Below are 25227 nucleotides of genomic sequence, written 5' to 3' on the forward strand. Positions count from 1 at the left end.
TGGCTCGGGGAATCTAGCTCTCGTCGCTGTCCTCATCGAGGTCGACTTCGTCGCGGTCGGCCCAGTCGATCAGCTGGGTGAGGTCGAAGACGGCGTCGTCGATGCCCGCGTGCAGGTCGCCGAGGCGGCGGTAGCGGTCGGGGACGGTGGTGATGGTGAAATCGCGGGGGTGGATGTCGGGGATTTCGGCCCAGGTGACCGGGGTGGATACGGTGGCTGCCGGGACCCCGCGGACCGAATAGGCGGCGGCGATGGTGTGGTCACGGGCGTTCTGGTTGTAGTCGATGAACAGCAGTTCCGGGTCGCGGTCGCGGCGCCACCAGGTGGTGGTCACCTCGTCGGGGACGCGGCGTTCGACCTCCTTTGCGAAGGCCAGCGCCGCCCGGCGCACCTGCTGGAATCCGTGCTCGGGAGCGATCCGGACGTAGATGTGCAGCCCGGCGCCGCCGGAGGTTTTCGGCCAGCCCACCGCGCCGATCTCGTCCAGCACCTCGTGCACCACCCCGGCCACGCGCTGCACCCGCGACCACGGGCAGTCCGGCATCGGGTCCAGGTCGATGCGCCATTCGTCCGGGCTCTCGGTATCGGCCCGGCGGGAGTTCCACGGATGGAATTCGACCGTGGACATCTGCACCGCCCACACCACATCGGCGAGTTCCTGTACGCACAACTCGTCGGCATGCCGGTTGTATCGCGGGAAGTAGACCCGCACCGTGGGGACCCATTCCGGCGCGCCGGCCGGTAACCGTTTCTGATGAACCTTGTCGCCCGCCAGCCCCTTCGGGAACCGATGCAGCATGCACGGCCGGTCGCGGAGCGCGTTGACGATCCCGTCACCCACGCTCAGGTAGTACTGCACCAGATCCAGCTTGGTGGCGCCGGTTTCCGGGAAGTACACCCGGTCGGGGTTGGAAATCCGCACCTCGCGGTCGCCCACCGTCAGCTCCACTGCCGTGCCGCTGCCCATGCTCCGACCCTAATCGCCGCCGTCCGATTAAGCTGGCCGATACGTGACGAGTCGGCCGAAGCGCGAGGAACCGATGCTCACCTTCGACACTGTGATCGAACTCGGCGGTAAGACCGCCACCGGTTTCCGGGTGCCCGCCCGGGTGGTCGACGCGCTGGACAGCGGGAAGAAACCCAAGGTGCTGGTCAGCATCGGCGGCCACACGTATCGCAGCACCGTCGCCGTCTACGGCGGGGAGTACATGATCCCGTTGAACGCCGAGAACAGATCGTCGGCCGGCGTCTCGGCCGGCGAGACCGTCTCGGTCGGTATCGAACTCGATACCGCGGAACGGACGGTCACCGTCCCCGACGATATGGCGGCCGCGCTGGCCGCCGATCAGCGCGCCCGAGACGCGTTCGAGGCGCTCTCCTACAGCAGACGCCGCGCGCACGTCATCGCGGTCGAATCCGCCAAGCGCCCCGAGACCAGGGTCCGCAGAATCGAGAAGGTCGTCACCGAACTGTCCGCCTGAGCCCGGCCGCGTTCCCGCCGGGTCCGTCACAGTTTGACGATCATCTCCAGGCCACCGCGGAACGGCAGGGTCTGAGTGAGCAGTCCGTTGGCCGGGTCATCGATGTATTCGAAAGCGTCCCGGTAGATTTCCGGCCTGTTCTCGGTGTTGTCGATGAGGAGCACGCCACCCCCGCGCATTCTGGGTGTGAGCAGCTCGAGTGCCGGGCGGGCGAGGGCGGGCCAGATATCTATCAGGGCGAGGTCGACAGGTTCGTCCAGGTCGAGCAAGGTCTCGCGAAGGTCGCCTTCGCGGAGGTCGATGTAGGCGTCCAGTTCCGCGACGCGGAAGTTTTCGCGGGCCGCTGCGGCCTTCGCCGGTTCGTGTTCGGTGCCGATGACCACTCCGATGCCGCCCTCGGCCTCGACGACCATCCGGACCGCTTGGGCGAGGTACAGGGTCGAAACGCCGTACGAGGTGCCGATCTCGACAACACGCCGAGCCCGGATCGCCAGGCACAGCCGATGGCACAGGAGTGCCTTGTCGTGTTCGAGGGCGACCAGCTTGTCGGCGAGGAAATCACTGGCGCGTGTATCGAGTTCGGTGAGGTCCGCGGCATCGCCGCGGTCTGCCCGGTCGGCAAAGTAGCTCGTGATCGAGGAGACCTGTTCGGCGCTGCGGGTCTGTAGATCGGCGACCAGTCTGTCGAGTGCGGGGTTCTGGAGCGTGCCGGCGTTCATCAGGCTGCCTTTCGTCGGGCGCGGTTGATTCCACGGAGGGCCGGTGGCCTCACCAGTGTGGGAACACCGTCGCTTGATGTCAACGGGTTGTGAACGTCAACGGTCTGCCGGTACCGTACATCGGTGTCCCAATCGCTACCGCCGGGCCGCCGGCGCCGCAGTCCGGTACACCGTGCCGGTCGCGCGACACTGAACGCCGAATCGATCGCCGCCGCCATGCTCGAACTCGCGGGCAGATCCGGGTTCGCCGCGGTGACGATGCAGGATCTCGCCGCCCACCTCGGCGTGACTGTTCGCGCCGTCTACCGGCATGTGCGGGACCGGCAGGAGGTCGTGGACCGGGCGGTGGAGCTCTGGCTGTCCGGTTGGCCGGGACCGGATCTGGATCCCGGCGAATGGCGGACGAGTCTGCGCGACTTCTGCCACCTGCATCGGGCAATCGGCCGGCGCCACCCCAGAGCCCTGCTGGTGTCGCTCGAGGAACAGATCGGTGACGCGCGGATACCTGCCCAGCGCCTCACCGCGCCGGAGGCCTTCCTGGAATTCCTGACCGCGGTCGGTCTCGACCTGGGTGACGCCCTGCTGGTGCACGGCAATCTGATGGTGCGGCTCTACGGCTTCATTCTCTTCGTGGACTACCGGGCGGACGCCGGAGCCCCGGTAGCCGAGCAGTATCCGGTGCCGGAAGTCTGGCTCGACCACCATCCCGAGCTGGACCTACCGCTGCTGCGCCGCGCCCGGGCCGAAGTCCGGTTCGACGCGGATGCGCTGTTCGACGACTTGGTCGCGGACGTGATCCACGCTGTGGAACGTCACCTGTGAACAGCTGCGCGAAGGCTTATCCGTGGTGGCGGGTGGTGGAATTCTCGGCCGGGTGGGATTCGATTCCGGGGGAGTGCTCCGTGAACAGGCTGCCGAGCAGCGATAACGAATGCTCCGACGGTGATCCGGGTTCGGCGTGGTAGACGAAGAGCAACTGGCCCGGGGCCCCGCTCACCGCGAAGCTTTCGTAGGAGAGGGTCAGCTCGCCGACCATCTCGTGGTGGAACAGTTTCACCCCCGAGGTTTTCGCGCGCACATCGTGGCGCGCCCACAGCTGCCGGAACTCGTCGCTCTTGAGCGAGAGCTCGCCGACCAGTTCGGTCAGCCGAGGGTCGTCGAGATCGGTACCTGCCGTCGCCCGCAGGCTCGCCACGGTATCCGCCGCGATCTGGGACCAGTTCGGGAAAACCTCGCGGGTGCGAGGGTCCAGGAAGATCGCGCGGACCTGGTTGACGCCGGGTACCGAGCAGGCGTTCACCGCGACGGCCAGCGGGTTCGCGGCCAGGACGTCCAGATGCCGGCCCAGCACGAGTGCGGGGGTGTGTGCCCAGGCGTCCATCAGCCGGAGCAGGCCGGGTGTCACCCGTTCCGGGCGTCGCGGTGTGTGCGGCCGGGCCCGGGTGGGCCGGGCCAGTTCCCGCAGGTGCGCGGTCCCTTCCTCGTCGAGTGCGAACACCCGGGCCAGGGCGGCGATGACCTGCTCGGAGGGGTGTTTGTCGCGACCCTGTTCCAGCCGGATGTAGTAGTCCGCGCTGACCCCGGCCAGCAGGGCGATCTCCTCCCGGCGCAGCCCGGCGACCCGCCGCTGGCCGCCGCCGGGCAATCCGAAGTCCTCAGGCCGGCCCAGTTCACGGCGGGCCCGCAGGAACGTGCCCAGGCGGTTGTCCGAATCCATGATGTCCAGCGTAGGTCCGGGCAAACCCGGCTGGGTGGCCCCGCGACTACCAGGAAGTCCGCGACCTGGCAGAACGCCTGGCCGGGGCCGAATGTAGTGGTCATGACGAACAACGAGAATCTGACCGGCCGGGTAGCAGTGGTGACCGGAGCGTCCAGTGGGATCGGTGCGGCGACAGCGCGCCGACTCGCCGCGGACGGCGCCAAGGTGGCTCTGCTGGGCCGGCGCAAGGAGCGGATCGAAGAACTGGCCGCCGAAATCGGCGGCGACGCCGTCGCGGTGGTCGCGGATGTGGGTGATCGCGAGTCGGTGCGCGACGCGGCCGCCACGGTGCGGGCGGCGCTGGGCCCGGTCGATCTGGTGGTGGCGAACGCGGGCGTCATGCTGGGTGCGGCGTTCGAATCCGCCGAGGTCGACGAGTGGGAGCAGATGATCGGCACCAATGTGACCGGGCTGCTCTACACGGTGCGGGCGTTCATCGACGATCTCCTGGCAGTCGCGAGTGACGGCCGCCGGGCCGATCTGGTGCTGGTGGGATCTGTCGGCGGGCACGCGGTATTCACCGAGTACGCCGTGTACTGCGCTACCAAGGCCGCGGTGGCGCACCTGACCCGTAACCTGCGCGCCGAGTTCGGTCCGCGGGGAGTCCGGGTGAAGAACGTCGAACCCGGGTTCGTGGGCACTGAACTCGGAGCGGGTATGCAGGACGAGAAACAGCGGGCCCAGTTGGATGAGTGGCGGACAGGGTTCACGATTCTGGAGCCCGAGGACATCGCCGACGCGATCGCCTTTGCCACGTCGGTGCCGGCGCGGTTGAATGTCGCCGAGCTGATCCTGGTCCCGACTCCGCAGGGCTGAGCCGACCTGCTGGAACGCAGTGGGCCCCGCTCCGCGGCAATGCCGGAGCGGGGCCTGTCGGGTTCTGCGGTGTCAGTTCCCCGCGACTGCGGTCCGCGGCGCCACGGGGGTGTGATCGGCTCGGGTCACGGGAAGTGCCCGGGATACCCATAGCGCGAGAACGAAATACACGATCTGTTCCGGAATGCGGAACCACAGCGGTGTCGGTGGTTCGCCGTTGAGCGGGATATCTTCCACTGCCGCATAGATATTCGCCGGAATCATCACCACGAGCAGGGCGGCAAGCCCGATCCCGGCCCAGCGCCGGCCGGCGGTGAATATCAGGCCCGCCGCGCCGGCCAGTTCCAGTACACCTGTCGCGTAGACGGCGAAGTGCGCGAACGGGATCGCGGACGGCACCATCGCCGCCAGGTCGTTGTGGCTGGGCATCACGGTGACCGAATCGGGCATGAAGTGCGCGAGCCCGGTCATGGTGAACAGGAAGGCCAGCCCGTGTGCGGCGGCGTCGCGCCAGGTGGCGAAGCGCTGAACGCCGAGAACGCCGAGTAGGCGCAGGACGAGGGTGGGGGCGACGAAAAGCATCAGGGTGCCGAACATGGCGGTTCCTCGGAGGCAAGTGGTCCGTCAGGGCGGAGCATGAACGAGTTTGTGGTTATCGACTGATCACTAAGAGTATGCATTGAATGATAACTAGTCAACACCGGCCTGCCACCATTCCATCCGAGCCCGAGCCCGAGCCCGAGCCCGAGCCCGAGCCCGAGCCTTGCCTGCGCCGAGGCCGTCCGAGCGAGTGGGAGACCCGGTTCGGCTGGACGACCCGGTTCGGCGAAGACGATCATGAGGCCGGCGAGGCACCCGGTCGGCGGCGGCCGTGTCGGCTTCGTGGTGGGTGACCAGCACGACCGCCATCCGATGGCGTTTCGGCTTTCGCGAGTGACGAATGTTTCGGCCCCGTCGACCACCATTCGTCGTCGAGCACCTCGGTGATGGTCGCCGTCCGCGGATCGCTCCCGGCGCCGGGCCGACCATGAATGCCGGTGAACCCCGACTGGATAGGGGTTCGCGCGAGCTCTCCTCGGGTGGCAGCGACAATGGCTGCGCTGGGTGCGCCGACCGTCCGGAGGAGTGGTGGATGTCCGATCCCGTCGAGCAACGGGCCGTTGGGGCACAGCCGGGTGCGGCTCGCCGATTTCCGCGCGGGCTCCGGCGGACGGTCGCCGTCTCGCTGATCGCGCTGGTTCTCACGCCGGTAGCGATCGGCATCGCCGCGAATGGAGCCGGTCTGGCCGGACGGTGGTGGGACGCGACCGATCGCTGGGTCGGCCCGGCCCAGTCGGTGCTTGCCGCGGTGCTGTTGTTGCTGGTCGCGGCGCTGGCGATCTATGCTCCGGCCGCGGCGATGATCGCCGGACTGGTATGGGGCATCGTGCCCGGGTTGGTCCAGATCGCGGCGCCCGCGCACACCTTCCGGCTCATCTCAGCGGTGCCGGGACTGCCCGCCGACCTGGATCGCGCGCTGCACAGCTGGCTGTCGGGCGGGGTGGTGCTGTTGTTCGGTGTCCTGCTGTTCGGCGTCGGATTCACCGCCGCGCTGCTCCGCCGCAGGCTCACCCCGGCTGCCGAAGCTGAGCCGGGGGAGGCTCACGCTCCGCTCGAGGGCGGCTGAGCATATCGACGTGATCGGCCGCCCAGGTGTGTACCTGGGCGGCCGATCACGACTATCGCCTGTTCCCGAATCGGCAGAGTTAACCGGCGGCGGTGTCCGTGCAAGCGGACAGGATCACCCGCGCGGGGCGTGGTGACGCGCTACCCAAGTCCGGGAACGGCGGCGCACTCATGCCGAGCACGTCGACTGCCCGGCGTTCGGAACCCGCGCGATCGGCATCCCAGGCCCATCCGAAACGGTAGTTCGCACCCTGCGCGACCGCCCCGCACGCATTGGCGAAGTGCACCACCACCTGGCAGTCGTAGACTCCGCATTCCGCGACGGCAGCGTTGTCGGCAGCCGCCCAACTGCCATAGTTCACCGCGGACGAGACCCGCGCGGTGCTGTGCGAAATAGCAAGCGCGCCATAGAGGTTGCCGTCGCTCGCCGAAAACCCGCCGTCGACCGAACTGGCCTGATAGCCCGCAGCTTTGGTGATCTCGACCCCGCTCTGCGCGGCGCCGGCCGAACCGGCCATGACGAAAGTAAGTGCAGTAACGCAAGTTACGCCGGCCAGTCCGGCCAGCATGCGCGACAAGGGCCGCGGCAAAGTCATCGAATCTCCCCGGTTCAGAATTACATCCCGGGGCGATTGTTGCCGACCAGGTCCGAAGTGTCCAGAAAATAAGAAAGGCTCACGCATACCGGCCGAGCGGTGCCGCGCCGGGTTCGCGAGCGACCGAACCAGTGTGACGGGCCGGAACCAGCCGGCCCGTCACACTGTCAGCCCTTCACACAGAGCACCTGGCGCAGGGTCGCCACCACATCGACCAGATCGCGCTGGGCGTCGATCACTTCGTCGATGTTCTTGTAGGCGGCCGGGATCTCGTCCAGGACACCCGCGTCCTTGCGCGACTCCACGCCCTCGGTCTGGGCGACCAGATCAGCCACGCTGAACTGCCGCTTGGCCGCGTTACGACTCATCCGCCGCCCCGCGCCGTGTGACGCGGACTGGAACGACTCCGGGTTGCCCTTACCGCGCACCACGTACGAGCGGGTACCCATGGAACCCGGGATGAGTGCCATATCGCCTGCACCCGCCCGGACCGCACCCTTACGGGTCACCAGCATCGGGACTCCGTCGATCATTTCCTCTGCCACATAGTTGTGGTGGCAGTTTCCCGTGAGAATGTTGTCCGCCAATGCGAAGCTATGCGTGCCCTCGACGACGGCGCAGAAAACTTCCTCCACATCATTGGTGGGCACGACCGAACGGACAATCCAACCACGCCGTTCTACAGCCGTGCGGTTGGCATCCCACCTCGATCGGTGATTGCTATGGATAAAGAATTCCGGGGTGAGGTCGTTACGTGAAATCCCCATGACGAATATTTCGGAAGGTGCTGTGCCGAACCCAACACGCACCCTGCGTCGGATCGGCAAGGTGAAGATGCCGAGGACACCGCAAGCAGCTTTGAAGAATTCCAGGTGATCGCGGTTCGCGGACCAAATCGCGGGGCGGCCCGTCTTACTGACCTCACCATCTGCGGCGAAGTAGCCGGCGAGCCAGCCATAGAGATCGGAGTCCGCACCCTCCAGCGGCGGGTAGTCGAGTTTCCATTCACGTGGAAACCCTGGCAACCTCTTGTATTGCTGCACCGACTTGCCACGCTCAAGAGCCGCTGCAACGTCATCTGGCTTTACGTGGGCTTTTCGGCCGGTCTCGGCTGAGTAGGTGTAGTAGTAGCTCCGCAAGCGTTCGATATTGTCGAAGTAGGGCAATAGTGCTTCGTCTTTCCGGCCGAAGAAGATTGCGTAAGCGAGCGATCCGCCGAACATGGTGCCATCGCCGAAGACGAAGCCGCGTGTAACTCCCTCGCGAGACGGCTGAAGATTATCCGCTCGTTCAGGGTAGGTGTAGGCGAGGCGGTCTCCGATGCGCAACTCTTTGGTGATTGCTTCGGTCCGGTTGTGCGCGACCTTCGGCCGGAGCAGCCAACGATGCTCGGCTGTGGTCCGAATGGTGCGTTTCTGGCCAAATCGCCCGATCGTTACTTCCCAGATCGGCTGAGACCCGAACGACTCGACAGGAGCTTTCACCCATTTGCCGCCCTCGGTCAAGAGCAGGTGGGTCTTGCCGGCCAATTCGGCGATCGGGCGGTCGCCTTGGTCGGTCATCACCAAAGTCTCGCCAGCGAAGCACGAGATGGGCGTATCGAAGCGCACGTCCCGGGTCGGGAACTGGTCCCGTACCGCCTGACACACCAGCGCCAGCATGACCGCGCGGTTGCGGGCCGCGTACTCCTGCGCCCAGGTCAGGTCGTGCCGGTACGCGGTCATCTCCGAGGTGTTCGCCAGGAATACCGCGAGATCACGATCGACCAGGTTCTGGTTGTGCGGGAGCTTACGGGCCACCGCCATATGCCGCTCGGCGATTTCCTTGCCGATATTGCGGCTACCGGAGTGCAGGAGGATCCATACCTGGTCGTCCTGGTCCAGGCAGACTTCGATGAAGTGGTTGCCGGAGCCCAGCGAACCCATCTGCTTGTGCGCCTTGGATTCCCGCGGTGCAACTGCCTCGTCGAGGTCGCCGAAGGCTGACCAGAACCGGTCCCAGCCGGTGCGCAGGGTCGGGGTGGCGACGCCCGACGGCCCGGGCGCCAGCTTGGTCACTTGGACGGGGTTCTTGTGGGCGCCGAAACCTACCGGCACCGCCGCCTCGATCGCGGAGCGCAGGGCGCGCAGATCGTCGGGCAGGTCGGCGGCGGTGAGGTCGGTGCGCACGCTCTCCATCCCGCATCCGATATCGACCCCGACCGCTGCGGGGGCGACCGCGTCGCGCATCGCGATCACGGAGCCGACCGTGGCGCCTTTCCCGAGGTGCACATCCGGCATGACGCGGACACCGTGGACCCATTCCAGCCGCGCGATATTGCGCAGCTGTTGCAGCGCCGCCGCATCGATCTCGTTCTCCTGGGCCCACATCAACGTCCGTGCCCGGGTTCCGGACAGCTCGACGGGAAACATTTCTCGATCCTTCCGTTCGGCGGACCGATGTCCGCCTCCGTACTTCACGGTAGGCCGAGGGAGGGGCGGAGGGCATCCGATTTTCGGGCGGCATCGATACGCATCCATCGCGGTGGATCGACCGATGTCGAGGTGAGGCCGGCACGGACTGTGCCCGACATTCGGCTCACCGCTTGCGTCGCGGGATCACGTAGCGGTCAGGGGTTCGGTCGCCAGCCGGTGCGCGTACTCGTCGGATCCATCGATCTCGGCCGCTACCTGCTCAGCGGCGGTCTGCTCCCCGCGCTGACGAAGCAAGCGCAGGAGGTAGTACAGCGCTGATTTGTCCCCGTTCCGGGCCCGCTTCCGGAGGTCGCTGTCGCGCCCGTTCTCGTACAGGAAGCGGTCGAGTTTGCGTCTGGCGTGCACGTCGGTCCTACCTCGCGCGGCCAGCTCGTCCAAGCGACCGGCCTGCGCGAGCAGATCCATATGCCACAGATGCGCACGATGCCGGGTGTGGTCGGGGCTGTAGCACTCGGCGTAGGTGCTGACCGCGGAAATCGCCGCATCCCAGTCCTGGCGGGCTTCCGCCGAACTCGCCATCTCATTCCAGGTTTCCACAGTTTCAGTATTGCGAGCAATTGCCCGCTGCCCGGGTCTGATCGTCGGAACGGTCGGATCTCACGGTTCGAGCATGGCCTCGATATCGGCGCGCCACGGGATCGCCGCGCTGGCACCGAGCATGGTGGTGGCCAGCGAGCCCGCCGCGCAGGCGAAGCGCAGAGCGGTAGCGGGTCCCTGCGCCCACCGCACAGCGAGCGCCCCGGTGAAGGTGTCGCCCGCACCGGTCGTATCGACCACCTCGACCGCCGGCCCCGCGACTGTGTTCACCGCGCCGTCCGGGCCGCGGTGCCGGGCGCCGTCCGCGCCGAGGGTGACCACCAGATGCGGCACCCGGTCGAGGACACCGCCCAGGTGGTCGGCCTCAGCGGAGTTGACCACCGCGACATCCACGTGATCCCACACTTCATCGGAAAGCTGCTGTACCGGAGAAGGATTGAGGATCACTGTGGTGTCGTGTGCGTGCGCATGGCGGACGGCCGCTGTCACCGTCGCGAGCGGGATCTCCAGCTGGCATACGAGGATGTCGGCGGCGGCGACGGCGGTGAGATCGGCCGCGCTCAGGCCGGTCATCGCGGTATTGGCGCCGCCCACGACGATGATGTTGTTCTCGCCGGAATCGTCGACCACGATCGTCGCGATCCCGCTCGGACCCTCGATGGTGCGCAGGCAGGTGGTGTCCACGCCGGATTCGGTCAGCACCGCGCGCAGCCGCGGCGCGAACACATCGGTGCCGATCGCGCCCAGGAACATCGCCTGCCCGCCGGCCCGGCTCGCCGCGATGGCCTGATTGGCGCCTTTACCGCCGGGGACCATCGCGAAGCCGCTCCCGAGCACCGTCTCACCCGGCGCGGGGCGGATCGCGGTGGTGGTCACCAGGTCCATGTTGATACTGCCGAGCACGGCGATCAGCGGAATGGTCACGAGGGAGAACGTAACGCGCGAACGCCCGTGAAATCCGGTTTTCCGGGTGCGTAGGCTGTATAGCCATGACGGCAGAGACCACCGAGTTCGATATGCGTGAAGCCGTGCACGAGGCCGCGCGCCGGGCCCGGGTCGCGTCCCGGGTACTCGCCCAGTTGACCACGTCGCAGAAGAACGAGGCGCTGCACGCCGCGGCGGACGCGCTGCTGGCCGCCGCCGAGACGGTTCTGGAGGCGAACGGCGAAGATCTGGTCGCCGCGAAATCGGCCGGCACCGAGGATTCGCTGCTGGACCGGCTGCGGCTGACCAAGGACCGGGTCGACGGTATCGCCTCGGGTCTGCGTCAGGTGGCCGCCCTGCCGGACCCGGTGGGCGTGGTGGAGCGCGGTTCGACGCTGCCGAACGGGCTGGAGATCCGGCAGGTCCGGGTGCCGCTCGGCGTGGTCGGCATGGTGTACGAGGCCCGGCCGAATGTCACGGTCGACGCCTTCGGCCTGGCCTTGAAATCCGGGAACGCGGCGCTGCTGCGCGGGTCGTCCTCGGCGGCGCGGTCCAACGCCGCGCTGGTCGCGGTGCTGCGGGACGCGCTGACCGGAGTGGGGCTGCCGGCCGATGCCGTCCAACTGCTGCCCAGCGCGGACCGTTCCAGCGTGACCCACCTGATCCAGGCGCGGGGGCTGGTGGATGTGGTGATCCCGCGCGGCGGTGCGGGCCTGATCAACGCCGTGGTCCGAGATGCCAAGGTGCCGACCATCGAGACCGGCACCGGCAACTGCCACGTCTACGTCCACTCCGGTGCCGACCTGGATATGGCCGAAGAGATCCTGATCAACGCCAAAACCCGCCGGCCGAGCGTGTGCAATGCCGCCGAAACGGTGCTGATCGATGCCGCCATCGCCGACACCGCGCTGCCACGGTTGGGCAAGGCGCTGGCCGACAAGGGGGTCACCCTGCACGGTGATCTCGACGGGATGATCCCGGCCACCGACAAGGACTGGGGCGAGGAATACCTGACCCTCGATATCGCGGTGAAGGTGGTCGACGATCTCGACGCCGCCGTGGATCACATCAACACCTGGGGGACGGGTCATACCGAGGCCATCGTCACCGGCGAGCTGGCGGCGGCCGACGAGTTCAGCCGCCGGGTGGACGCCGCGGCGGTGATGGTGAACGCCTCGACCGCCTTCACCGACGGTGAGCAGTTCGGGTTCGGCGCCGAGATCGGTATCTCCACGCAGAAACTGCACGCCCGCGGACCGATGGGGCTGCCGGAACTGACCTCGTCGAAGTGGGTCGTCCGCGGTTCGGGTCAGATCCGGCCGGTGTAATCGGCGCCGCTCGACACAGGGACTCACCGGGCGAACTGTCCGGCAGGACGGCTCGGCGGTGAGCTGGGTCTCTTGGCCACGGGGGACGAGGCCTGCTGGACAGGTGCCCGGTAGCGTGGGATGGGCAGAGTTCGACGGAAGGACGCCCATGGAGCCCGCGAGTTCCCCCACACCGCCGGTTCAGGCGCCGATCTTCGCGTCGGTCGACGAGGTGGTGGACCGCCTCGCCGACACCGGATATCTGGCCGACAAAGCGACCGCTACCTCGGTTTTCCTTGCCGATCGCCTGGGCAAACCCCTGCTCATCGAGGGCCCCGCGGGTGTCGGCAAAACCGAGCTGGCGCGCGCGGTGGCGCAGACCGCGGATGCCGAACTGGTGCGGTTGCAGTGCTACGAGGGTGTGGACGAAGCCCGCGCGCTCTACGAGTGGAATCACGCCAAGCAGATTCTGCGGATCCAGGCCTCCAGCGAGAACGACTGGGCCGAGACCAAGGCCGATGTGTTCACCGAGGAGTTCCTGCTGTCGCGGCCGCTGCTCACCGCGATCCGGCGCACGGATCCGACGGTGCTGCTCATCGACGAGACCGATAAAGCCGATGTGGAGATCGAGGGGCTGCTGCTCGAGATCCTCAGCGATTTCGCGGTCACCGTCCCGGAGCTGGGCACCATCACCGCCGCCCGTAAACCTTTCGTGGTGCTGACCTCCAACGCCACCCGCGAACTGTCCGAGGCGCTCAAACGGCGCTGCCTGTACCTGCACCTGGATTTCCCGGACGAAGATCTGGAGCGGCGCATCCTGGCCAGCCGGGTGCCGGAGCTCCCGCAGGCGGTGGCCGCGCAGCTGGTGCGGGTCGTGCATGTGCTGCGCGGTATGCAGTTGAAGAAACTGCCCTCGGTCGCCGAATCGATCGACTGGGCGCGCACACTCCTGGCGCTGGGCCACACCGAGCTCGACGACACCACCGTCCGCGAAACTCTCGGCGTGGTGCTCAAGCACCGCAGCGATCACCAGCGCGCGCTGGCCGAGCTGAAACCGGCCTGATCATGGCGGTCACCGAGGACCGGCCCCTGGCCCCGCACGGGCTGCCGGGACATCTGGTGGGTTTCGTGGAGGCGCTGCGTGCCCGCGGGATCCCGGTGGGCCCCTCCGAAACGGTCGATGCGGGCCGGGTGCTGTCCGTGCTCGACCTCATGGACCGGGAAGCCGTGCGGGAAGGTCTGGCCTGCTCCCTGCTCCGCCGCACCACCCACCGCGCCACCTACGACGGGCTGTTCGATCTGTGGTTCCCGCTCGCGATCGGCGAGCGTGACGCGGCCGCGGAGGTCGAGCTGCCGTACCTGCCGGATGGCCGGCTCGATGTGTCCGAACTGCGCAAAATGCTGGCCGAAATGCTCGCCGACGAGAATTCCGGGGCCGCGCAGGCGCTGATGGCCGCGCAGCTGGTGGAACAGCTCGGGCAATATCAGTCGGCACGCGGCGCGTCGTTCTCGTCCTATCAGGCGCTCAAGGAGGTACAGCCGCAGACGCTGCTCGCGCAGATCCTGGCCGGGATGGCCACGCCGGGGATGAGCGATTTCGACACCGAGATCGCCCGCCGGGCCGCGCGGACCCGGATCGAGAAATTCCGCCGCACCGTGGAGGCGGAAACCCGGCGGCGGGTGGCCGAACGGATCGGCCGGGAGCGGGTCGCCTCCTACGGCGTGCCGCGGCAGGCCGAGGACGTGGACTTCTTGCGGGCTTCGCAGAGCGAGCTGGCCGAGCTGAAACGCAGTACCCAGCGCCTCGCGCGGATTCTGGCGTCCCGGCTGGCCGTCCGCCGGCGGCATGCCAAACGCGGCGAGATCGATCTGCGCAAAACCCTGCGCAAGTCCATGTCGACCGGTGGCGTACCGATCGACCTGGTGAACCGCAAACCCCGGCCCGGCCGCCCGGAGCTCGTCCTGCTGTGCGATGTCTCCGGTTCGGTCGCCGGGTTCAGCAATTTCACCTTGCTGCTGGTGAGCGCCCTGCGGGAGCAGTTCTCGAAGGTGCGGATCTTCGCCTTCGTCGATCACACCGACGAGGTCACCCGGTTCTTCGACCCCCATACGCAGCTGGACGAGGCCATGCAGCGTATTTTCGCCGAGGCCGATATCGTCGGTTTCAACGGGCACTCCGACTACGGCAGCGCGCTGACCAGCTTCGCCGAGGAATTCCCCGACGCGGTCACCAGCCGGAGTGCGCTGCTGATCCTCGGCGACGCCCGCACCAACTACCGCGACCCGGAACTGGCCACCCTGTCCGATCTGGTCGCGGTCGCCAAGCATGCGCACTGGCTGAACCCCGAACCGCGGCAGAACTGGGGGTCCGGCGACTCCGCCGCCGACCGCTATCAGCAGGTCATCGACATGCACGAATGCCGGTCCGCGTCCCAGCTGACAGCCGTGGTTTCCCGGCTGCTGCCGGTCTGATGCGATATCCCGGCCGCCGCGGTTCGCCGACGAACCCATAGTCGAATGCTGATCGCTCGGAAGGGCCCTACGGCCGACCCGTTAAGCTCGACACTCATGCGTGGAACAGGCCGGGGCGGACCCAAGCTCGGGGTGATGGGCGGCACCTTCGATCCCATCCACCATGGGCACCTGGTCGCGGCCAGCGAGGTCGCGCAACGGTTCGACCTGGACGAGGTCGTGTTCGTACCGACCGGCCAGCCGTGGCAGAAGTCCGGCCGGTTGGTCAGCCCGGCCGAGGACCGGTACCTCATGACGGTGATCGCCACCGCGTCCAATCCGCGGTTCTCGGTGAGCCGGGCCGATATCGACCGGAGCAAGGTCACCTATACGGTGGACACCCTGCGCGATCTGCACGCGCAGCATCCCGGTGCCGAGCTCTACTTCATCACCGGGGCGGATGCGCTGGCCAGCATCCTCACCTGGCAGGATTGGGCCGAACTGTTCGAACTGGCGAAATTCGTGGGTGTCAGCCGGCCGGGGTACGAGCTGAATATCGACCATCTGGCCGAACACCTGCGGGGAATGCCCGACGACGCGGTCACGATGATCGAGATCCCGGCGCTGGCCATCTCGTCGAGCGAATGCCGTCGCCGCTCGGCCGAGGGCCGGCCGGTGTGGTACCTGGTGCCGGACGGCGTCGTGCAATACATATCGAAACGGCACCTCTACGTGCCGGAACAAGCGGAAGGTAAGGAAAGCGTGAACCAGGCCTCAGGGGGTACCACATGACTGCGACGGCCGAGGCTGTGCAGATGGCGACCATGGCCGCGCTGGCCGCGGACGAGAAACTGGCCGCCGATGTGGTGGTGCTCGACGTCTCCGAGCAGCTGGTGATCACCGATTGTTTCGTGATCGCTTCGGCGCCGAACGAGCGCCAGGTGAACGCCATCGTCGATAATGTCGAAGAGAAACTGCGCGCGGCCGGGCACAAGCCGGTTCGCCGGGAAGGGACCCGCGAGGGCCGCTGGGCACTCTTGGACTACATCGATGTGGTGGTGCATATCCAGCACAACGAGGAACGTAATTTTTATGCGCTGGAACGGCTGTGGAAAGACTGCCCCGTCGTTCCGGTCGAGGGGATCGGTGGTCCGCGTGACGCCGATGAGGAAAGTGCTGGAGATACCGAGTGACACAGAAAACCGGTGCGCGCACCCTGATCCTGTTGCGCCACGGGCAAACCGAATGGAATGCCAACGACCGGATGCAGGGCCAGATCGACACCGACCTCACCGATCTGGGTCGGCGGCAGGCCAAGGAAGCCGCACGGGAGCTGGTGTCCCACAAGGCGGTCGGCCTGATCTCGTCCGATCTCACCCGTGCCTACGAGACCGCGCAGGCACTGTCCGAGCATTCCGGCCTGGAGGTGGTCCGGGAGCCGCGGTTGCGGGAAACCCACCTGGGTGAGTGGCAGGGGATGGGCGATGTCGAGGTCGATGCCCAGTACCCCGGCGCTCGCCTGGAATGGCGGATGGACGCCACCTACACCCCGCCGGGCGGTGAATCCAAGCTCGAGGTCGGCGCCCGCGCACTGCCTGTAGTGCAGGAATTGTTCGCCGAGCGGCGGGATTGGCCGGGCGCCACTATGATTCTCGTTGCGCACGGCGGGCTGATCGCCGCGCTCACGGCCGCGCTGCTCGACCTGCCGCCTCGCAATTGGCCGGCCCTCGGGGGCCTGGCCAACGCCAGCTGGGTGCAGCTGAGTAGTCACGGTCCGAGCATCGAGAAGCCCGGCTGGCGTCTCGATGTGTGGAACGCAGCGGCGAAAGTAGCACCCGATGTCATCTGAAGACCTGAACCGGCATATCCCGGACGAACTGTTCCAGCGGGTTTCCGCGAAACCGGAACGTGCGCTGCCCGATGCGCTGTTCGGCCCGGCGCCCGAACCGCAGCTCGCCGAAGACGCCGAGGACACCGACGGCGGCGATATCCGGAAGGCAGTCTGATCATCAGGAGGGCTCCGCAGTGACAGCCACGTCGGATCGTTCGAGTGAGCCGGGAACCACCGGGCCACCGGAATCGGCCGTGCCGGTGCCCGGTTCGCCCGCCGATCCCGAGCACACGCGAACCGGATCGGCCGTGGACGTCACTGCTGCCCCACTGGACGGTCCGGGCGCGGCTCCGCTGGACGGCGGCCCGGCGGCCCGGCGGCCCGTGCTGCTGGTGATCGCCGACTCACTGTCCTACTACGGGCCGAAAGGCGGTCTGCCCGCGGACCATCCCGGGATCTGGCCGAATCTGGTGGCGAGCGAGCTCGACTGGGAGGTCGAACTCGTCGCCCGCATCGGCTGGACCTGCCGGGACGCCTACTGGGCGCTGATCGGCGACCCGCGGATCTGGGCGGCCGTACCGCATGCCGGCGCGGTGGTTTTCGCGGTGGGCGGTATGGATTCGCTGCCTTCGCCGCTACCTACGGCGCTGCGGGAACTGATCCGGTATGTCCGGCCGCCCGGCCTGCGCCGGGTGGTGCGGTCGGCTTATCAGTGGGTCCAGCCCAGAGCGGCGAAACTGGGCCGCCGGGTGGCGCTGCCGCCGGAGGCGAGCGTGGACTACCTGGAACAATGCCGTACCGCGCTGGCCCAGTTACGGCCCGACCTGTCGATGGTGGCGGTGCTGCCGTCGGTGCACGACTGCGAGGCTTACGGGCGGGTGCACAGCGGCCGGGAACCGGCGGTCCGCGCTCTCGAGGCGTGGTCGGCGCGCACCGGTGTGCCGCTGGTCGACCTGAAGGCCGCCGTGCACGACAACATCTTCTCCGGCGACGCCAACCCCGACGGCATCCACTGGGGGTGGGACGGCCATTCGGAGGTCGCCAAAGCGATGGTGAAAACACTGCGCGAGGTGGGGTGAGACGTGGCGGTCGTAGTCGTCACCGATTCGTCCGCCAGCCTGCCAGCGGACCTGATCGGCGCATTGGGCATCGACGTGGTGCCCCTGCATGTCCTGGTGGGCGACAAGGCCGTTCGGGAAGGCATCGACGACCTCGCTATCGATTACAGCTCGGACGCCGTCAGCACGTCCGCGCCGTCCCCGGGGGAACTCCGGCACGCCTATACCGAAGCGCTGGCGCGCAGCGGCGGCGACGGGGTGGTCGCGGTCCATCTCTCCCGGCAGTTGTCGGCCACCTGGGAGTCGGGCCGGCAGGCGGTCCGGGATATGGGTGCCGAGAGTTCGGTGCGGCTGGTGGATTCGCTCGGCGCGGGCCTGGCAACGGGCTTACCGGCGCTGGCCGCCGCACGATCCGCCGCTGCCGGTGCACCGCTGGACGTGGTGCACCGGACAGCCGTGACGGCAGCGGAGAATTCGCACACATTCATCGTGGTCAACCGGACCGAGCAACTCCGGCGCGGCGGGCGGCTCAGCACCGCCGCGGGATTCTTCGCCAGTGAACTGGTGAGCAAACCGATCCTGCAGCTGGTACAGGGTCGGTTGGAACTGCGGGAAAAGGTGCGCACGCGCTCGAAAGCGGTCGCGAAGCTGGTGGCGGCGGCCGTTGCGGCGGCCGGCTCCGGCGAGGCCGTGCTCGGGGTGCAGCATCTGGACGCGGCCGAGGCCGCCGAAACGGTGACAACCCAGCTCCGGGAACGTCTCCCGCACGTCCGGGAGATCCTCACCGCGGAATTCGGTCCCGCACTCGGGGTACATCTCGGGGTCGGTGCGGTCGGGGTGCTGGTGCTCCCCGGCGGATGGGGCTGACGAAGGGCATTCTGCGGCCGTGCCGGCGCGACGCAGCAGGGCCGGAACAGCGCGTACGACACAGCAGGGGCACGTCTCGGTACCGGTGCCGGCAGGCGTCGAGCTCGGTTCGACCGGTGAAGTAGGGGTTGTCCACTGGACACGGCGCGGTGCCTTGTTCCGGTGATGCACGGTTGTCCACAGGCCCGCGTTGTCCACAGGTTTATCGAAATACCTGGTAGGGCAGCCGGATAGGCACTCACGGCGACCTAGCGTCGCGAGCATGCCACGACAAGACGAGCGGGAACGAGTCCACCGGCAACTGGGCAGATATTTCGGGGGCAGCCCGGGCGATGATCCCGGAATCGGCACACCGCCCCCGGATACCGCACTCACCGACGATGACGACGGCGTACGTACACCCCGCTGGCTCGACGATGAGCCGGTGCCGCTCACCTGGCGAGAACGCCTGATACCCCAGCGGTTCCAGGGCGCGCGGCTGGACCCGGGACGCCACGGTACGGCGACCATGGCGGGTATCGGCCTCGTCGCTCTCCTGGTGACGCTGGTGGTGGTTTTCTGGGAGCGGCCCGTCCCGCAACCTGTTCCGCCGCTACCGGCCGCGCACCCCGCAGCCTTGCCCGCCGCGGTACCGGAGCCCGGAACTCCGCCCGACGGGCCGAATCCGGAGCCGGGGCCCGCCCAGCCGCCGGCCGAACTGGTGGTGAGTGTGGTCGGGCTGGTCCACAGGTCCGGTCTCGTGCGGTTACCACCGGGCGCCCGGGTCGCCGACGCGATCGCCGCCGCCGGCGGTGCGCGAAACGGCGCCGACCTGGCCGGCCTCAACCTGGCCCAGCGCCTCGCCGACGGTGACCAGGTACGGGTCGGAGCCGGCGACCCCGCACTGCCGCCGGCCGGTAGCGCCACCGTGAGTGGTGGTACAGCAACGGGAGGTACGCCAGGATCGGCCAGCTCGGCAGCATCGGCACCCGCAGCTGCCGGAACTCCGGTGGACCTGAACACCGCTACGGAGGCCGATCTGGACGCCCTGCCCGGCGTCGGTCCGGTCACCGCGAAGGCGATCATTGCTTGGCGGGAGACGAACGGCCGGTTCACCGCGATAGAACAGCTTTCCGAGGTGGACGGGATCGGCCCGGCCCGGCTGGCCCGCCTCCGCGAGCTGGTGACGGTGTGACCGGGGGACACAGCACGCGACCGGGCACGCCGCGTCGGTCGCTGCGAACGTCGGTGCCGGGGCTCGTCTCGGATATCCGGGGTCGCCACTGGGCAGTGCACACAGGTCACGCCGGGTACCGGCGGGCGGGCAGGCGCGCAGTAGGTGCGGGGGCGCTGAGAGAAGCCGGTATCCGGGGCGCGTGCACGGCGTTTTCCCGGGACTTCACCGGCTCGCGGCGGGTGGGTGACCCCGGTCTCCGGTTCCTTTGGTGGGTTGTACGGGCGACCGCGCGACTGCACCGGTGACGGGCCGGCGCAGCACGGAAGTCCCGGAACCCGCCGGACGGCCGGCCGGCGATTCCGGCGGCACCCGGCCGGTACTGGATGCCCGGCTGCTCCCGGCCGCCGGCATCTGCTGGTTCGTGACCATCGCGGCCGTGGGCGCGGGATGGGTAACCGGAGTCGGCGTGGCGGTCGGTCTGACGGTGGTGGCCTTCGCGTGCTGGGCGCTGCTGTGGATCGGGATCGCGCACCACAGCGAACGGCGCCGCGTGATCGTGACGACGGTACTGGGTGCCGCTGTGCTGGGCGCGGGGTTCGCGACGGCCGCGGCATGGCGCGAACACCAGGTGAGCGTCCACCCGCTCCGAACAGTGCCCGACGAAGCGAGCGTGCACGTGGTGATCACACCCACCGACGATCCGAAACCGGTGCGGGGGAGCGGTTCCGGATCCGGCCGATTATGGGTGATGCGGGCCGAACTGCGGGAGTTCCGGTATCGGGACGGCGTGGTCCGAGCGGGCGGTGCGGTGGTGGTCCTGGCTGCCGGGCCCCACTGGGGCGAACTGCTACCCGGGCAGCCGATCGAATTCCGCGCCCGGACGATACCGCCGCGGCAACACGATCTGACGGTCGTCACCCTGCGCCCGATCGGTGCACCGGCCCTCGCCGGTGGGTTGCCGTGGTGGCAGGCCATGGCGCAGGGGGTGCGTTCCGATCTGGCGACGGTCGCCGGCGCCGCGCTCGGTCCGGACGCGGCCGGACTTCTGCCCGCGCTGGTCGTCGGGGATACCTCGGGCCTGTCCGATCAAGTGCACGCGGACTTCGTGGCTGCCGGATTGCAGCACTTGTGTGTCGTCAGCGGAGCAAATTTCTCTGTGGTCCTGTCCGCCGTGCTGGCGCTGGCGCGGGTGCTCACCTGCGGTCCGCGGCTGTCCTTTGTGATCACGGCGACCGCACTGGTGTTCTTCGTGATCATCGCCCGGCCCGACCCGAGCGTCCTGCGGGCCGCCGCCATGGGGGCGGTCACGCTGCTCGCTCTGCTGACCGGTCGCCGTAAACAGGCCCTACCGGCTCTGTGCGCCGCCGTGATCGGATTGCTCGCGATCTGGCCGGCGCTCGCGGTTCAGGCGGGGTTCGCGCTGTCGGTCCTGGCTACCGGCGCCTTGCTGCTTCTCGCACCGAGCTGGGCCGACCACCTCCGCGAGCGGGGCTGGTGGCGCCTGCCGGCGGAACTGGTTGCCGTAGCCGCGGCGGCTTTCGTGGTCACCACCCCGATCACGATCGCGCTTTCCGGCAAGCTCAGCCTCGTGGCGGTCGTCGCGAATATTCTGGTGGCCCCGGTGATTGCCCCGGTTACCGTTCTCGGTGCAGTGGCCGGGGCCGTCGGCACCTGGTGGCCCGCGCTCGCCGAGTTGGTTGTGAAACTCAGCGGACCCCCACTGTGGTGGCTGCTCACGGTCGCCACCGAGGCGGCCGCTGTACCGGGCGCGGTGGTCACTGTTCCCGGAGGTACGCCCGGCGGGCTGCTCGCGGCCGTGCTGGTCGCCGGCGGGATCGGTGCGCTCCGGCTGCCCGGATTCCGGCGATTCCTGCTGGCGGGTGCTCTGGGCTTCCTTGTCGCGTACCTCTCACTGATCATCTGGCTGGGAAACTGGCCATGAAACATCATGCTGTTCTGATCTTTCGGTGTTGTGTTCGTGGTTTACAGGCAGAACGGAGTGATCACGCCGATAGAGGTGATCACATCCGATAGTTCGACGACGGTTCGCCACCCTCGGTCTCCCCGAACTGTATTGCCGGTGAGGTGGGGGACGACCACTACTTCTCCGCGGTTCTCGGCAATGTGCCGGGCAGCGATCATCGCGGTGAGCCGAGGGTGTTCTGAGTCGACGACAGCGACGAAAACGACGTCGAGCTGGTGGCGATCAACGAGTTCATCGACGGATTGGGGGTCGGAGTCTCTGCGGCGCAACACGATTGCGCGGCGTCGGGTCACGACCGAGCCTGCTGCGCGTACTCTGCGGCCACGGTGTAGCGGGGGCAGTGGTGTGTGGCATGGGTGGCCATGACCTGGTGTGCGTGGGCATATCCGCGGATCGGGTCCGTGGATCGACAGGTAGCGGGCCGGTCGAGTGACCGCAGGCCGTCGAGGGTTCGTTGGATCAGGCCGCGGTCCTGGCTGTGCCACACCTGGAGTGTGGCGTGCATGGCGCCGTTGTGCGGTATCCGGACAGGGAGGTGATGCGTCTCAGTCAGGGGAGACCTCAGGGTGTTTGTGGGTGTTTTGTGGTGACAGTCCCGGCCGAAGTCGGACTCGAGGGCGCGCGTGGATGTGCTGAAGAGGAGTGCGTCGACGATCGGGGTCGCGCAAGTGAACTACGCCACAACCAATGTAAGTGTCATAGGACACTTATCGGAGACGGGAAAAATTCCACGTAGTACCGGCTTCGCTCAGAAATTTATCGGATACTCCTGGCGGAACGACCACCGTTCCGGTGGGTAGACCGCCTCGTCGAACTGAATCGGGTGGTCGTCCGAGTCGAAAGCCACCAGCCAATAGACCAAAGCCGGTGAGGTCTCCGGTAGCCCGAGTACCGCCCGCTCGTCATCACTGGCAAGCCGAGCGCATACCTGGTCGCGAGCGTAGGCGGCATGCATTCCGAGAGAATCTGCAAGATACGGGAGAGTGCCGCCTCGGATCCGGTCGGCGACCAGTAATCGTGGCGCAGAATCGGCCAATGCCGCCGGAAACCACGAGGTAGACAGCTCGATCGGCCCACTTCCAGTGTTGTGTATGACCCTTCGTCGTTGCACTACCCGACTACCCTCGTCGAGCCCGAGGGCGGTCGCGACATACTGCGGCGCAGCCGCTATGCCGACGAACGGGAACTCGACGCGCTCGGTGTCGGAGTACATCGTGCCCAGGGCGGCCGCGCGCTCGTATCGCTCCCGAGCTCGTGGGGCGGCGTGTGGTTCGCGTACGTTCCGGACCCTCGGCGCGATTCGACCAGACCCTGCTGGCGTAGTGCCTGCAATGCCTTGGTTGCCGTTGGCCGGGCAACGCCCCAGGTGGCAGCCAGTACACGTACGGATGGGACCTCCGCACCGGGAGACAGGTCGCCACGAACGATCTGATCCCGCAGGTATCCTGCGATTTGCAGGTACTTCGGAAGTACCTCTTCGATCTCGGGCAACTGCATCCTTCGCTTGATCACCGTATGCCAGTGGCCAGTGTAGAAGTCGCGGATTGGTTGACGAACGATGACAGCAATAGCGATCGCAGCAGGAGGCGGGGGAGACGCGGTCACGGCGGCCGTGCTCGCCCACAAGATGCCGGCGCTGGGCGTGGCAGCCATCATGGCCTACTCATGGGATCGGCTGATGATCGACCCGGAGCCCGGCCCCAGAGCGCGGGCAGACTTCCGGGGGTTGATCGATCACGGCGGAGTGTCCGAGGTGTTGCCGACATCGTCGCTGCGCGCCGAAGGGCAATCGACGCTCCCGCGCCTCGCGGAGCATGTTGCTCAGCCGCTGCTCCTTATGGACATTCGGCCCGGGACCACCGGGTTGGCACATCAAGTCAGGTGCGCAGCAGCGGTATTCGATGCCGACGAGCTTGTGGTGATCGACACGGGTGGCGATATTCTGGCTGCCGGAGATGAGCCGGGTTTGCGCAGCCCGCTTGCCGACTCTGTTGCGTTGGCCGCCGCGATCATGTCCGGACTGCCGACTCGGGTGCTCGTCGCTGGGGTCGGCCTCGACGGCGAATTGTCCCGTACGGAACTCGACGGCCGGTTGAACGCCTTCGGCGCAGCGGATTCCGGCACCCTGACAGCCGCGGATGTGGACGCGTTCGCCGGTATCTGGTCGTGGCATCCGTCGGAGGCCAATTCTCTGCTTGCCGTCGCAGCATCCGGCTGGCGTGGTTTTGTGGAGACACAGCGTGGAGTTGTCGTCGACGTCACCAGCGCCGCTACGCGCATATACCAGGTTGCCGCTGATGCCCTCGCGCAGTCTTCCCTGTCGGCGCTCGTCGCGTCGACATCGTCTCTCGACGAGATCGAGCAGTTGTTGCGCGAGCGGCGAGGGTACAGCGATATCGATATCGAACGCGATCGGCTGGCCCACCGCCGCCGCCCGCGGCGTCCGGACCGAGACGCGCTCGACGTCATAGACCGCTACGCGACTGATGCGGACGCCCGCAGCGTGGATGCCCTCACGATACGGCGCGTGATAGAACTGGCTTCCGCCACTGAACCAGCCGCGACCGAAGCATTACGCATCCAGCTGGCGGAAAGTCGATCGGACAACTTCAAACCGCCGTTGTACCTGGTCCATCCGTTGCAAAACTTGCGGCGGCCGGGGCATTAGGGCGTGTATCGAAAGTGCTGGTCGTCGGCGCGACGCTGCCAAATGGCATGCGATCTTCGCCCGGTCGTGCTGGGATCAATCGCCATGAATGATTTCGCCTCTGACGAAGCCGACTTGCCGGACAGGATGGAACGGAACCTGGCGGAACACGCCTGTCATCTGCACCGGAGTATGTCTGGCGCGACCGTCACAGAGGCTGGTGACCTCCTGGTCGCGGACAGCGGCCTGGACGACGACACGTTCAACATCGTTGCCGCGGCCCGCTTCACCGCCGCCGACGTCACGGCCCGCATCACCAAGACTGCGGAGACGCTGGCCGGTACCGGCCGTCCTTTCTCCTGGTGGGTGGGGCCCGCTTCGACGCCGGCGGACCTCTCCGCCCGCCTGACGGCGGCCGGTCTGCCGGTGTCCGAACGCGAGACGGCGATGTGGGCCGAACTGGACGACACCCTGTCGCCTCCCGTCATCCCGGGACTGGACATCCGGAGCGTGACCACATCCGAACAGCTCGCCCACTACGCCACAGTCCTCGCCGCGAACTGGAACCCGCCCGCCGAAACCGTCCGACGCTTCTTCGCCCAGGCCGCTTCGCAGGCACTGGCCGCGACCTGCCCGGCCCGGTACCTGGTGGGCTACGTGGAGAACCGTCCGGTCTGCTCCGCCGAGGTGTTCCACCACGCGGGAGTCGCCGGCATCTACAACATCTCCACCCTGGCCGCCCACCGCCGGCGCGGCTATGGCGGCGCTATCACGCTCGCGGCCCTCCGCACGGCCCGCGAGCGAGACCACCGCATCGCGGTCCTGCAGGCGTCGGCCGACGGCGAGCCCGTCTACCGCCGCCTGGGCTTCCGCTCCTGCGGCCAGTTCGTCGAACATGCCATCAGCCCCTGAACCGCCAAGACCCCACGGGCTGTCCGTCCGCCATCCTTGAATG

General features: G+C 67.6%; 28 protein-coding genes and 2 pseudogenes. 17 read left to right on the forward strand and 13 right to left on the reverse strand.

Annotation, left to right across the window (positions count from 1 at the left end; all coding sequences use genetic code 11):
* Window positions 1-13 precede the first annotated feature (13 nt).
* Window positions 14-967: a non-homologous end-joining DNA ligase gene (ligD, locus tag ACIA75_RS09155; RefSeq protein WP_397101723.1), complete on the reverse strand. Its 954-nt coding sequence runs from the start codon at window positions 965-967 to the stop codon at window positions 14-16.
* A gap of 43 nt (window positions 968-1010) precedes the next feature.
* On the opposite strand from ligD, the gene ACIA75_RS09160 reads away from it, so the two are divergent.
* Window positions 1011-1481 carry a YdeI/OmpD-associated family protein gene (locus ACIA75_RS09160; protein ID WP_397101725.1) on the forward strand — a complete coding sequence of 157 codons (471 nt, stop codon included), beginning with the start codon at window positions 1011-1013 and terminating at the stop codon, window positions 1479-1481.
* A gap of 26 nt (window positions 1482-1507) precedes the next feature.
* Here the strand turns inward: ACIA75_RS09160 and ACIA75_RS09165 are convergent, their stop codons facing one another.
* Window positions 1508-2200: an O-methyltransferase gene (locus ACIA75_RS09165; protein WP_397101727.1), complete on the reverse strand. Its 693-nt coding sequence runs from the start codon at window positions 2198-2200 to the stop codon at window positions 1508-1510.
* Window positions 2201-2323: 123 nt separating this feature from the next.
* On the opposite strand from ACIA75_RS09165, the gene ACIA75_RS09170 reads away from it, so the two are divergent.
* The gene (locus ACIA75_RS09170) at window positions 2324-3022 is read left to right on the forward strand and encodes a TetR/AcrR family transcriptional regulator (protein WP_397101729.1); all 699 of its coding nucleotides are present in this window, start codon (window positions 2324-2326) and stop codon (window positions 3020-3022) included.
* A 16-nt stretch (window positions 3023-3038) separates the two neighbouring features.
* Here ACIA75_RS09170 and ACIA75_RS09175 read toward each other — a convergent pair whose 3' ends face one another.
* Window positions 3039-3917: a helix-turn-helix transcriptional regulator gene (locus ACIA75_RS09175; RefSeq protein WP_397101732.1), complete on the reverse strand. Its 879-nt coding sequence runs from the start codon at window positions 3915-3917 to the stop codon at window positions 3039-3041.
* A 102-nt stretch (window positions 3918-4019) separates the two neighbouring features.
* On the opposite strand from ACIA75_RS09175, the gene ACIA75_RS09180 reads away from it, so the two are divergent.
* Complete coding sequence (locus ACIA75_RS09180) at window positions 4020-4775, forward strand: SDR family oxidoreductase (RefSeq protein WP_397101734.1); 756 nt, start codon at window positions 4020-4022, stop codon at window positions 4773-4775.
* A 72-nt stretch (window positions 4776-4847) separates the two neighbouring features.
* On the opposite strand, the gene ACIA75_RS09185 is transcribed toward ACIA75_RS09180, so the two are convergent.
* Window positions 4848-5372, reverse strand: coding sequence for a hypothetical protein (locus ACIA75_RS09185; RefSeq protein ID WP_397101736.1), 525 nt, complete (start codon window positions 5370-5372; stop codon window positions 4848-4850).
* Between the two features lie 535 nt (window positions 5373-5907).
* Between ACIA75_RS09185 and ACIA75_RS09190 the strand changes: the two genes are divergently transcribed.
* On the forward strand, window positions 5908-6441 hold the full coding sequence (locus tag ACIA75_RS09190; RefSeq protein ID WP_397101737.1) for a hypothetical protein: 534 nt from the start codon (window positions 5908-5910) through the stop codon (window positions 6439-6441).
* A gap of 79 nt (window positions 6442-6520) precedes the next feature.
* Here the strand turns inward: ACIA75_RS09190 and ACIA75_RS09195 are convergent, their stop codons facing one another.
* The 6 genes and pseudogenes from ACIA75_RS09195 to ACIA75_RS09220 all read right to left on the reverse strand — a co-directional run bounded on the left by ACIA75_RS09195 (window position 6521) and on the right by ACIA75_RS09220 (window position 10971).
* The gene (locus ACIA75_RS09195; protein WP_397101739.1) at window positions 6521-7036 is read right to left on the reverse strand and encodes a DUF4189 domain-containing protein; all 516 of its coding nucleotides are present in this window, start codon (window positions 7034-7036) and stop codon (window positions 6521-6523) included.
* Window positions 7037-7203: 167 nt separating this feature from the next.
* Window positions 7204-7803, reverse strand: coding sequence for an RtcB family protein (locus ACIA75_RS09200; RefSeq protein ID WP_397103427.1), 600 nt, complete (start codon window positions 7801-7803; stop codon window positions 7204-7206).
* Between the two features lie 72 nt (window positions 7804-7875).
* Window positions 7876-8598: pseudogene (locus tag ACIA75_RS09205) on the reverse strand (hypothetical protein); the annotation flags it as partial.
* Window positions 8599-8619: 21 nt separating this feature from the next.
* A pseudogene (locus ACIA75_RS09210) lies at window positions 8620-9447 on the reverse strand (RtcB family protein); the annotation flags it as partial.
* A 186-nt stretch (window positions 9448-9633) separates the two neighbouring features.
* Window positions 9634-10047, reverse strand: coding sequence for a hypothetical protein (locus tag ACIA75_RS09215; RefSeq protein ID WP_397101741.1), 414 nt, complete (start codon window positions 10045-10047; stop codon window positions 9634-9636).
* A gap of 60 nt (window positions 10048-10107) precedes the next feature.
* Window positions 10108-10971, reverse strand: a complete 864-nt coding sequence (locus tag ACIA75_RS09220; protein ID WP_397101743.1) for a ribokinase — start codon at window positions 10969-10971, stop codon at window positions 10108-10110.
* Window positions 10972-11036: 65 nt separating this feature from the next.
* Here ACIA75_RS09220 and ACIA75_RS09225 point away from each other — a divergent pair, with 65 nt between their 5' ends.
* From ACIA75_RS09225 to ACIA75_RS09275, 11 genes are all read left to right on the forward strand, one after another.
* Window positions 11037-12299, forward strand: a complete 1263-nt coding sequence (locus tag ACIA75_RS09225; RefSeq protein ID WP_397101745.1) for a glutamate-5-semialdehyde dehydrogenase — start codon at window positions 11037-11039, stop codon at window positions 12297-12299.
* Window positions 12300-12447: 148 nt separating this feature from the next.
* On the forward strand, window positions 12448-13341 hold the full coding sequence (locus tag ACIA75_RS09230; protein ID WP_397101747.1) for an AAA family ATPase: 894 nt from the start codon (window positions 12448-12450) through the stop codon (window positions 13339-13341).
* A 2-nt stretch (window positions 13342-13343) separates the two neighbouring features.
* Complete coding sequence (locus ACIA75_RS09235) at window positions 13344-14750, forward strand: VWA domain-containing protein (protein WP_397101749.1); 1407 nt, start codon at window positions 13344-13346, stop codon at window positions 14748-14750.
* A gap of 96 nt (window positions 14751-14846) precedes the next feature.
* Window positions 14847-15521: a nicotinate-nucleotide adenylyltransferase gene (gene nadD / locus ACIA75_RS09240; RefSeq protein WP_397101751.1), complete on the forward strand. Its 675-nt coding sequence runs from the start codon at window positions 14847-14849 to the stop codon at window positions 15519-15521.
* Window positions 15518-15922, forward strand: a complete 405-nt coding sequence (gene rsfS, locus ACIA75_RS09245; RefSeq protein WP_397101753.1) for a ribosome silencing factor — start codon at window positions 15518-15520, stop codon at window positions 15920-15922. The genes nadD and rsfS overlap by 4 nt, the downstream gene beginning before the upstream one ends.
* Window positions 15919-16578: a histidine phosphatase family protein gene (locus ACIA75_RS09250; protein WP_397101755.1), complete on the forward strand. Its 660-nt coding sequence runs from the start codon at window positions 15919-15921 to the stop codon at window positions 16576-16578. Before rsfS ends, ACIA75_RS09250 begins: the two co-directional genes overlap by 4 nt.
* Window positions 16568-16735 carry a hypothetical protein gene (locus ACIA75_RS09255; protein WP_397101757.1) on the forward strand — a complete coding sequence of 56 codons (168 nt, stop codon included), beginning with the start codon at window positions 16568-16570 and terminating at the stop codon, window positions 16733-16735. Before ACIA75_RS09250 ends, ACIA75_RS09255 begins: the two co-directional genes overlap by 11 nt.
* 154 nt (window positions 16736-16889) lie before the next feature.
* Window positions 16890-17639, forward strand: coding sequence for a diglucosylglycerate octanoyltransferase (gene octT / locus ACIA75_RS09260; protein ID WP_397103429.1), 750 nt, complete (start codon window positions 16890-16892; stop codon window positions 17637-17639).
* Window positions 17640-17642: 3 nt separating this feature from the next.
* The gene (locus tag ACIA75_RS09265; RefSeq protein ID WP_397101759.1) at window positions 17643-18485 is read left to right on the forward strand and encodes a DegV family protein; all 843 of its coding nucleotides are present in this window, start codon (window positions 17643-17645) and stop codon (window positions 18483-18485) included.
* A 262-nt stretch (window positions 18486-18747) separates the two neighbouring features.
* The gene (locus ACIA75_RS09270; RefSeq protein WP_397101762.1) at window positions 18748-19659 is read left to right on the forward strand and encodes a ComEA family DNA-binding protein; all 912 of its coding nucleotides are present in this window, start codon (window positions 18748-18750) and stop codon (window positions 19657-19659) included.
* 283 nt (window positions 19660-19942) lie between these two features.
* Window positions 19943-21583, forward strand: a complete 1641-nt coding sequence (locus ACIA75_RS09275) for a ComEC/Rec2 family competence protein (protein ID WP_397101764.1) — start codon at window positions 19943-19945, stop codon at window positions 21581-21583.
* Window positions 21584-21914: 331 nt separating this feature from the next.
* Here the strand turns inward: ACIA75_RS09275 and ACIA75_RS09280 are convergent, their stop codons facing one another.
* The 3 genes from ACIA75_RS09280 to ACIA75_RS09290 all read right to left on the reverse strand — a co-directional run bounded on the left by ACIA75_RS09280 (window position 21915) and on the right by ACIA75_RS09290 (window position 23281).
* Window positions 21915-22130, reverse strand: coding sequence for a hypothetical protein (locus ACIA75_RS09280; RefSeq protein WP_397101766.1), 216 nt, complete (start codon window positions 22128-22130; stop codon window positions 21915-21917).
* 243 nt (window positions 22131-22373) lie between these two features.
* Window positions 22374-22838, reverse strand: coding sequence for a GntR family transcriptional regulator (locus tag ACIA75_RS09285; RefSeq protein WP_397101768.1), 465 nt, complete (start codon window positions 22836-22838; stop codon window positions 22374-22376).
* Complete coding sequence (locus ACIA75_RS09290) at window positions 22793-23281, reverse strand: GntR family transcriptional regulator (protein ID WP_397101771.1); 489 nt, start codon at window positions 23279-23281, stop codon at window positions 22793-22795. Before ACIA75_RS09290 ends, ACIA75_RS09285 begins: the two co-directional genes overlap by 46 nt.
* Here ACIA75_RS09290 and ACIA75_RS09295 point away from each other — a divergent pair.
* Both ACIA75_RS09295 and ACIA75_RS09300 read left to right on the forward strand, forming a co-directional pair.
* Complete coding sequence (locus tag ACIA75_RS09295; RefSeq protein WP_397101773.1) at window positions 23184-24293, forward strand: DUF1152 domain-containing protein; 1110 nt, start codon at window positions 23184-23186, stop codon at window positions 24291-24293. The two genes, ACIA75_RS09290 and ACIA75_RS09295, sit on opposite strands and share 98 nt — an antisense overlap.
* Window positions 24294-24464: 171 nt before the next feature.
* Window positions 24465-25184 carry a GNAT family N-acetyltransferase gene (locus ACIA75_RS09300; protein ID WP_397101776.1) on the forward strand — a complete coding sequence of 240 codons (720 nt, stop codon included), beginning with the start codon at window positions 24465-24467 and terminating at the stop codon, window positions 25182-25184.
* The last annotated feature ends 43 nt before the right edge of the window (window positions 25185-25227 follow it).

Source organism: Nocardia sp. NPDC051750 (assembly GCF_044453135.1).
Classification (GTDB): Bacteria; Actinomycetota; Actinomycetes; order Mycobacteriales; family Mycobacteriaceae; genus Nocardia.

Coding starts and splice junctions, on each gene's coding strand:
- ACIA75_RS09195 (WP_397101739.1), bottom strand. CDS start 7,036: ATGACTTTGCCGCGGCCCTTGTCGCGCATGCTGGCCGGACTGGCCGGC.
- ACIA75_RS09175 (WP_397101732.1), bottom strand. CDS start 3,917: ATGGATTCGGACAACCGCCTGGGCACGTTCCTGCGGGCCCGCCGTGAA.
- ACIA75_RS09225 (WP_397101745.1), top strand. CDS start 11,037: ATGACGGCAGAGACCACCGAGTTCGATATGCGTGAAGCCGTGCACGAG.
- ACIA75_RS09235 (WP_397101749.1), top strand. CDS start 13,344: ATGGCGGTCACCGAGGACCGGCCCCTGGCCCCGCACGGGCTGCCGGGA.
- ACIA75_RS09230 (WP_397101747.1), top strand. CDS start 12,448: ATGGAGCCCGCGAGTTCCCCCACACCGCCGGTTCAGGCGCCGATCTTC.
- ACIA75_RS09180 (WP_397101734.1), top strand. CDS start 4,020: ATGACGAACAACGAGAATCTGACCGGCCGGGTAGCAGTGGTGACCGGA.
- ACIA75_RS09255 (WP_397101757.1), top strand. CDS start 16,568: ATGTCATCTGAAGACCTGAACCGGCATATCCCGGACGAACTGTTCCAG.
- ACIA75_RS09185 (WP_397101736.1), bottom strand. CDS start 5,372: ATGTTCGGCACCCTGATGCTTTTCGTCGCCCCCACCCTCGTCCTGCGC.
- ACIA75_RS09280 (WP_397101766.1), bottom strand. CDS start 22,130: ATGCACGCCACACTCCAGGTGTGGCACAGCCAGGACCGCGGCCTGATC.
- ACIA75_RS09200 (WP_397103427.1), bottom strand. CDS start 7,803: ATGGGGATTTCACGTAACGACCTCACCCCGGAATTCTTTATCCATAGC.
- ACIA75_RS09295 (WP_397101773.1), top strand. CDS start 23,184: ATGACAGCAATAGCGATCGCAGCAGGAGGCGGGGGAGACGCGGTCACG.
- ACIA75_RS09165 (WP_397101727.1), bottom strand. CDS start 2,200: ATGAACGCCGGCACGCTCCAGAACCCCGCACTCGACAGACTGGTCGCC.
- rsfS (WP_397101753.1), top strand. CDS start 15,518: ATGACTGCGACGGCCGAGGCTGTGCAGATGGCGACCATGGCCGCGCTG.
- ACIA75_RS09285 (WP_397101768.1), bottom strand. CDS start 22,838: ATGTACTCCGACACCGAGCGCGTCGAGTTCCCGTTCGTCGGCATAGCG.
- ACIA75_RS09290 (WP_397101771.1), bottom strand. CDS start 23,281: ATGATGGCTGCCACGCCCAGCGCCGGCATCTTGTGGGCGAGCACGGCC.
- ligD (WP_397101723.1), bottom strand. CDS start 967: ATGGGCAGCGGCACGGCAGTGGAGCTGACGGTGGGCGACCGCGAGGTG.
- ACIA75_RS09190 (WP_397101737.1), top strand. CDS start 5,908: ATGTCCGATCCCGTCGAGCAACGGGCCGTTGGGGCACAGCCGGGTGCG.
- ACIA75_RS09300 (WP_397101776.1), top strand. CDS start 24,465: ATGTCTGGCGCGACCGTCACAGAGGCTGGTGACCTCCTGGTCGCGGAC.
- ACIA75_RS09270 (WP_397101762.1), top strand. CDS start 18,748: ATGCCACGACAAGACGAGCGGGAACGAGTCCACCGGCAACTGGGCAGA.
- nadD (WP_397101751.1), top strand. CDS start 14,847: ATGCGTGGAACAGGCCGGGGCGGACCCAAGCTCGGGGTGATGGGCGGC.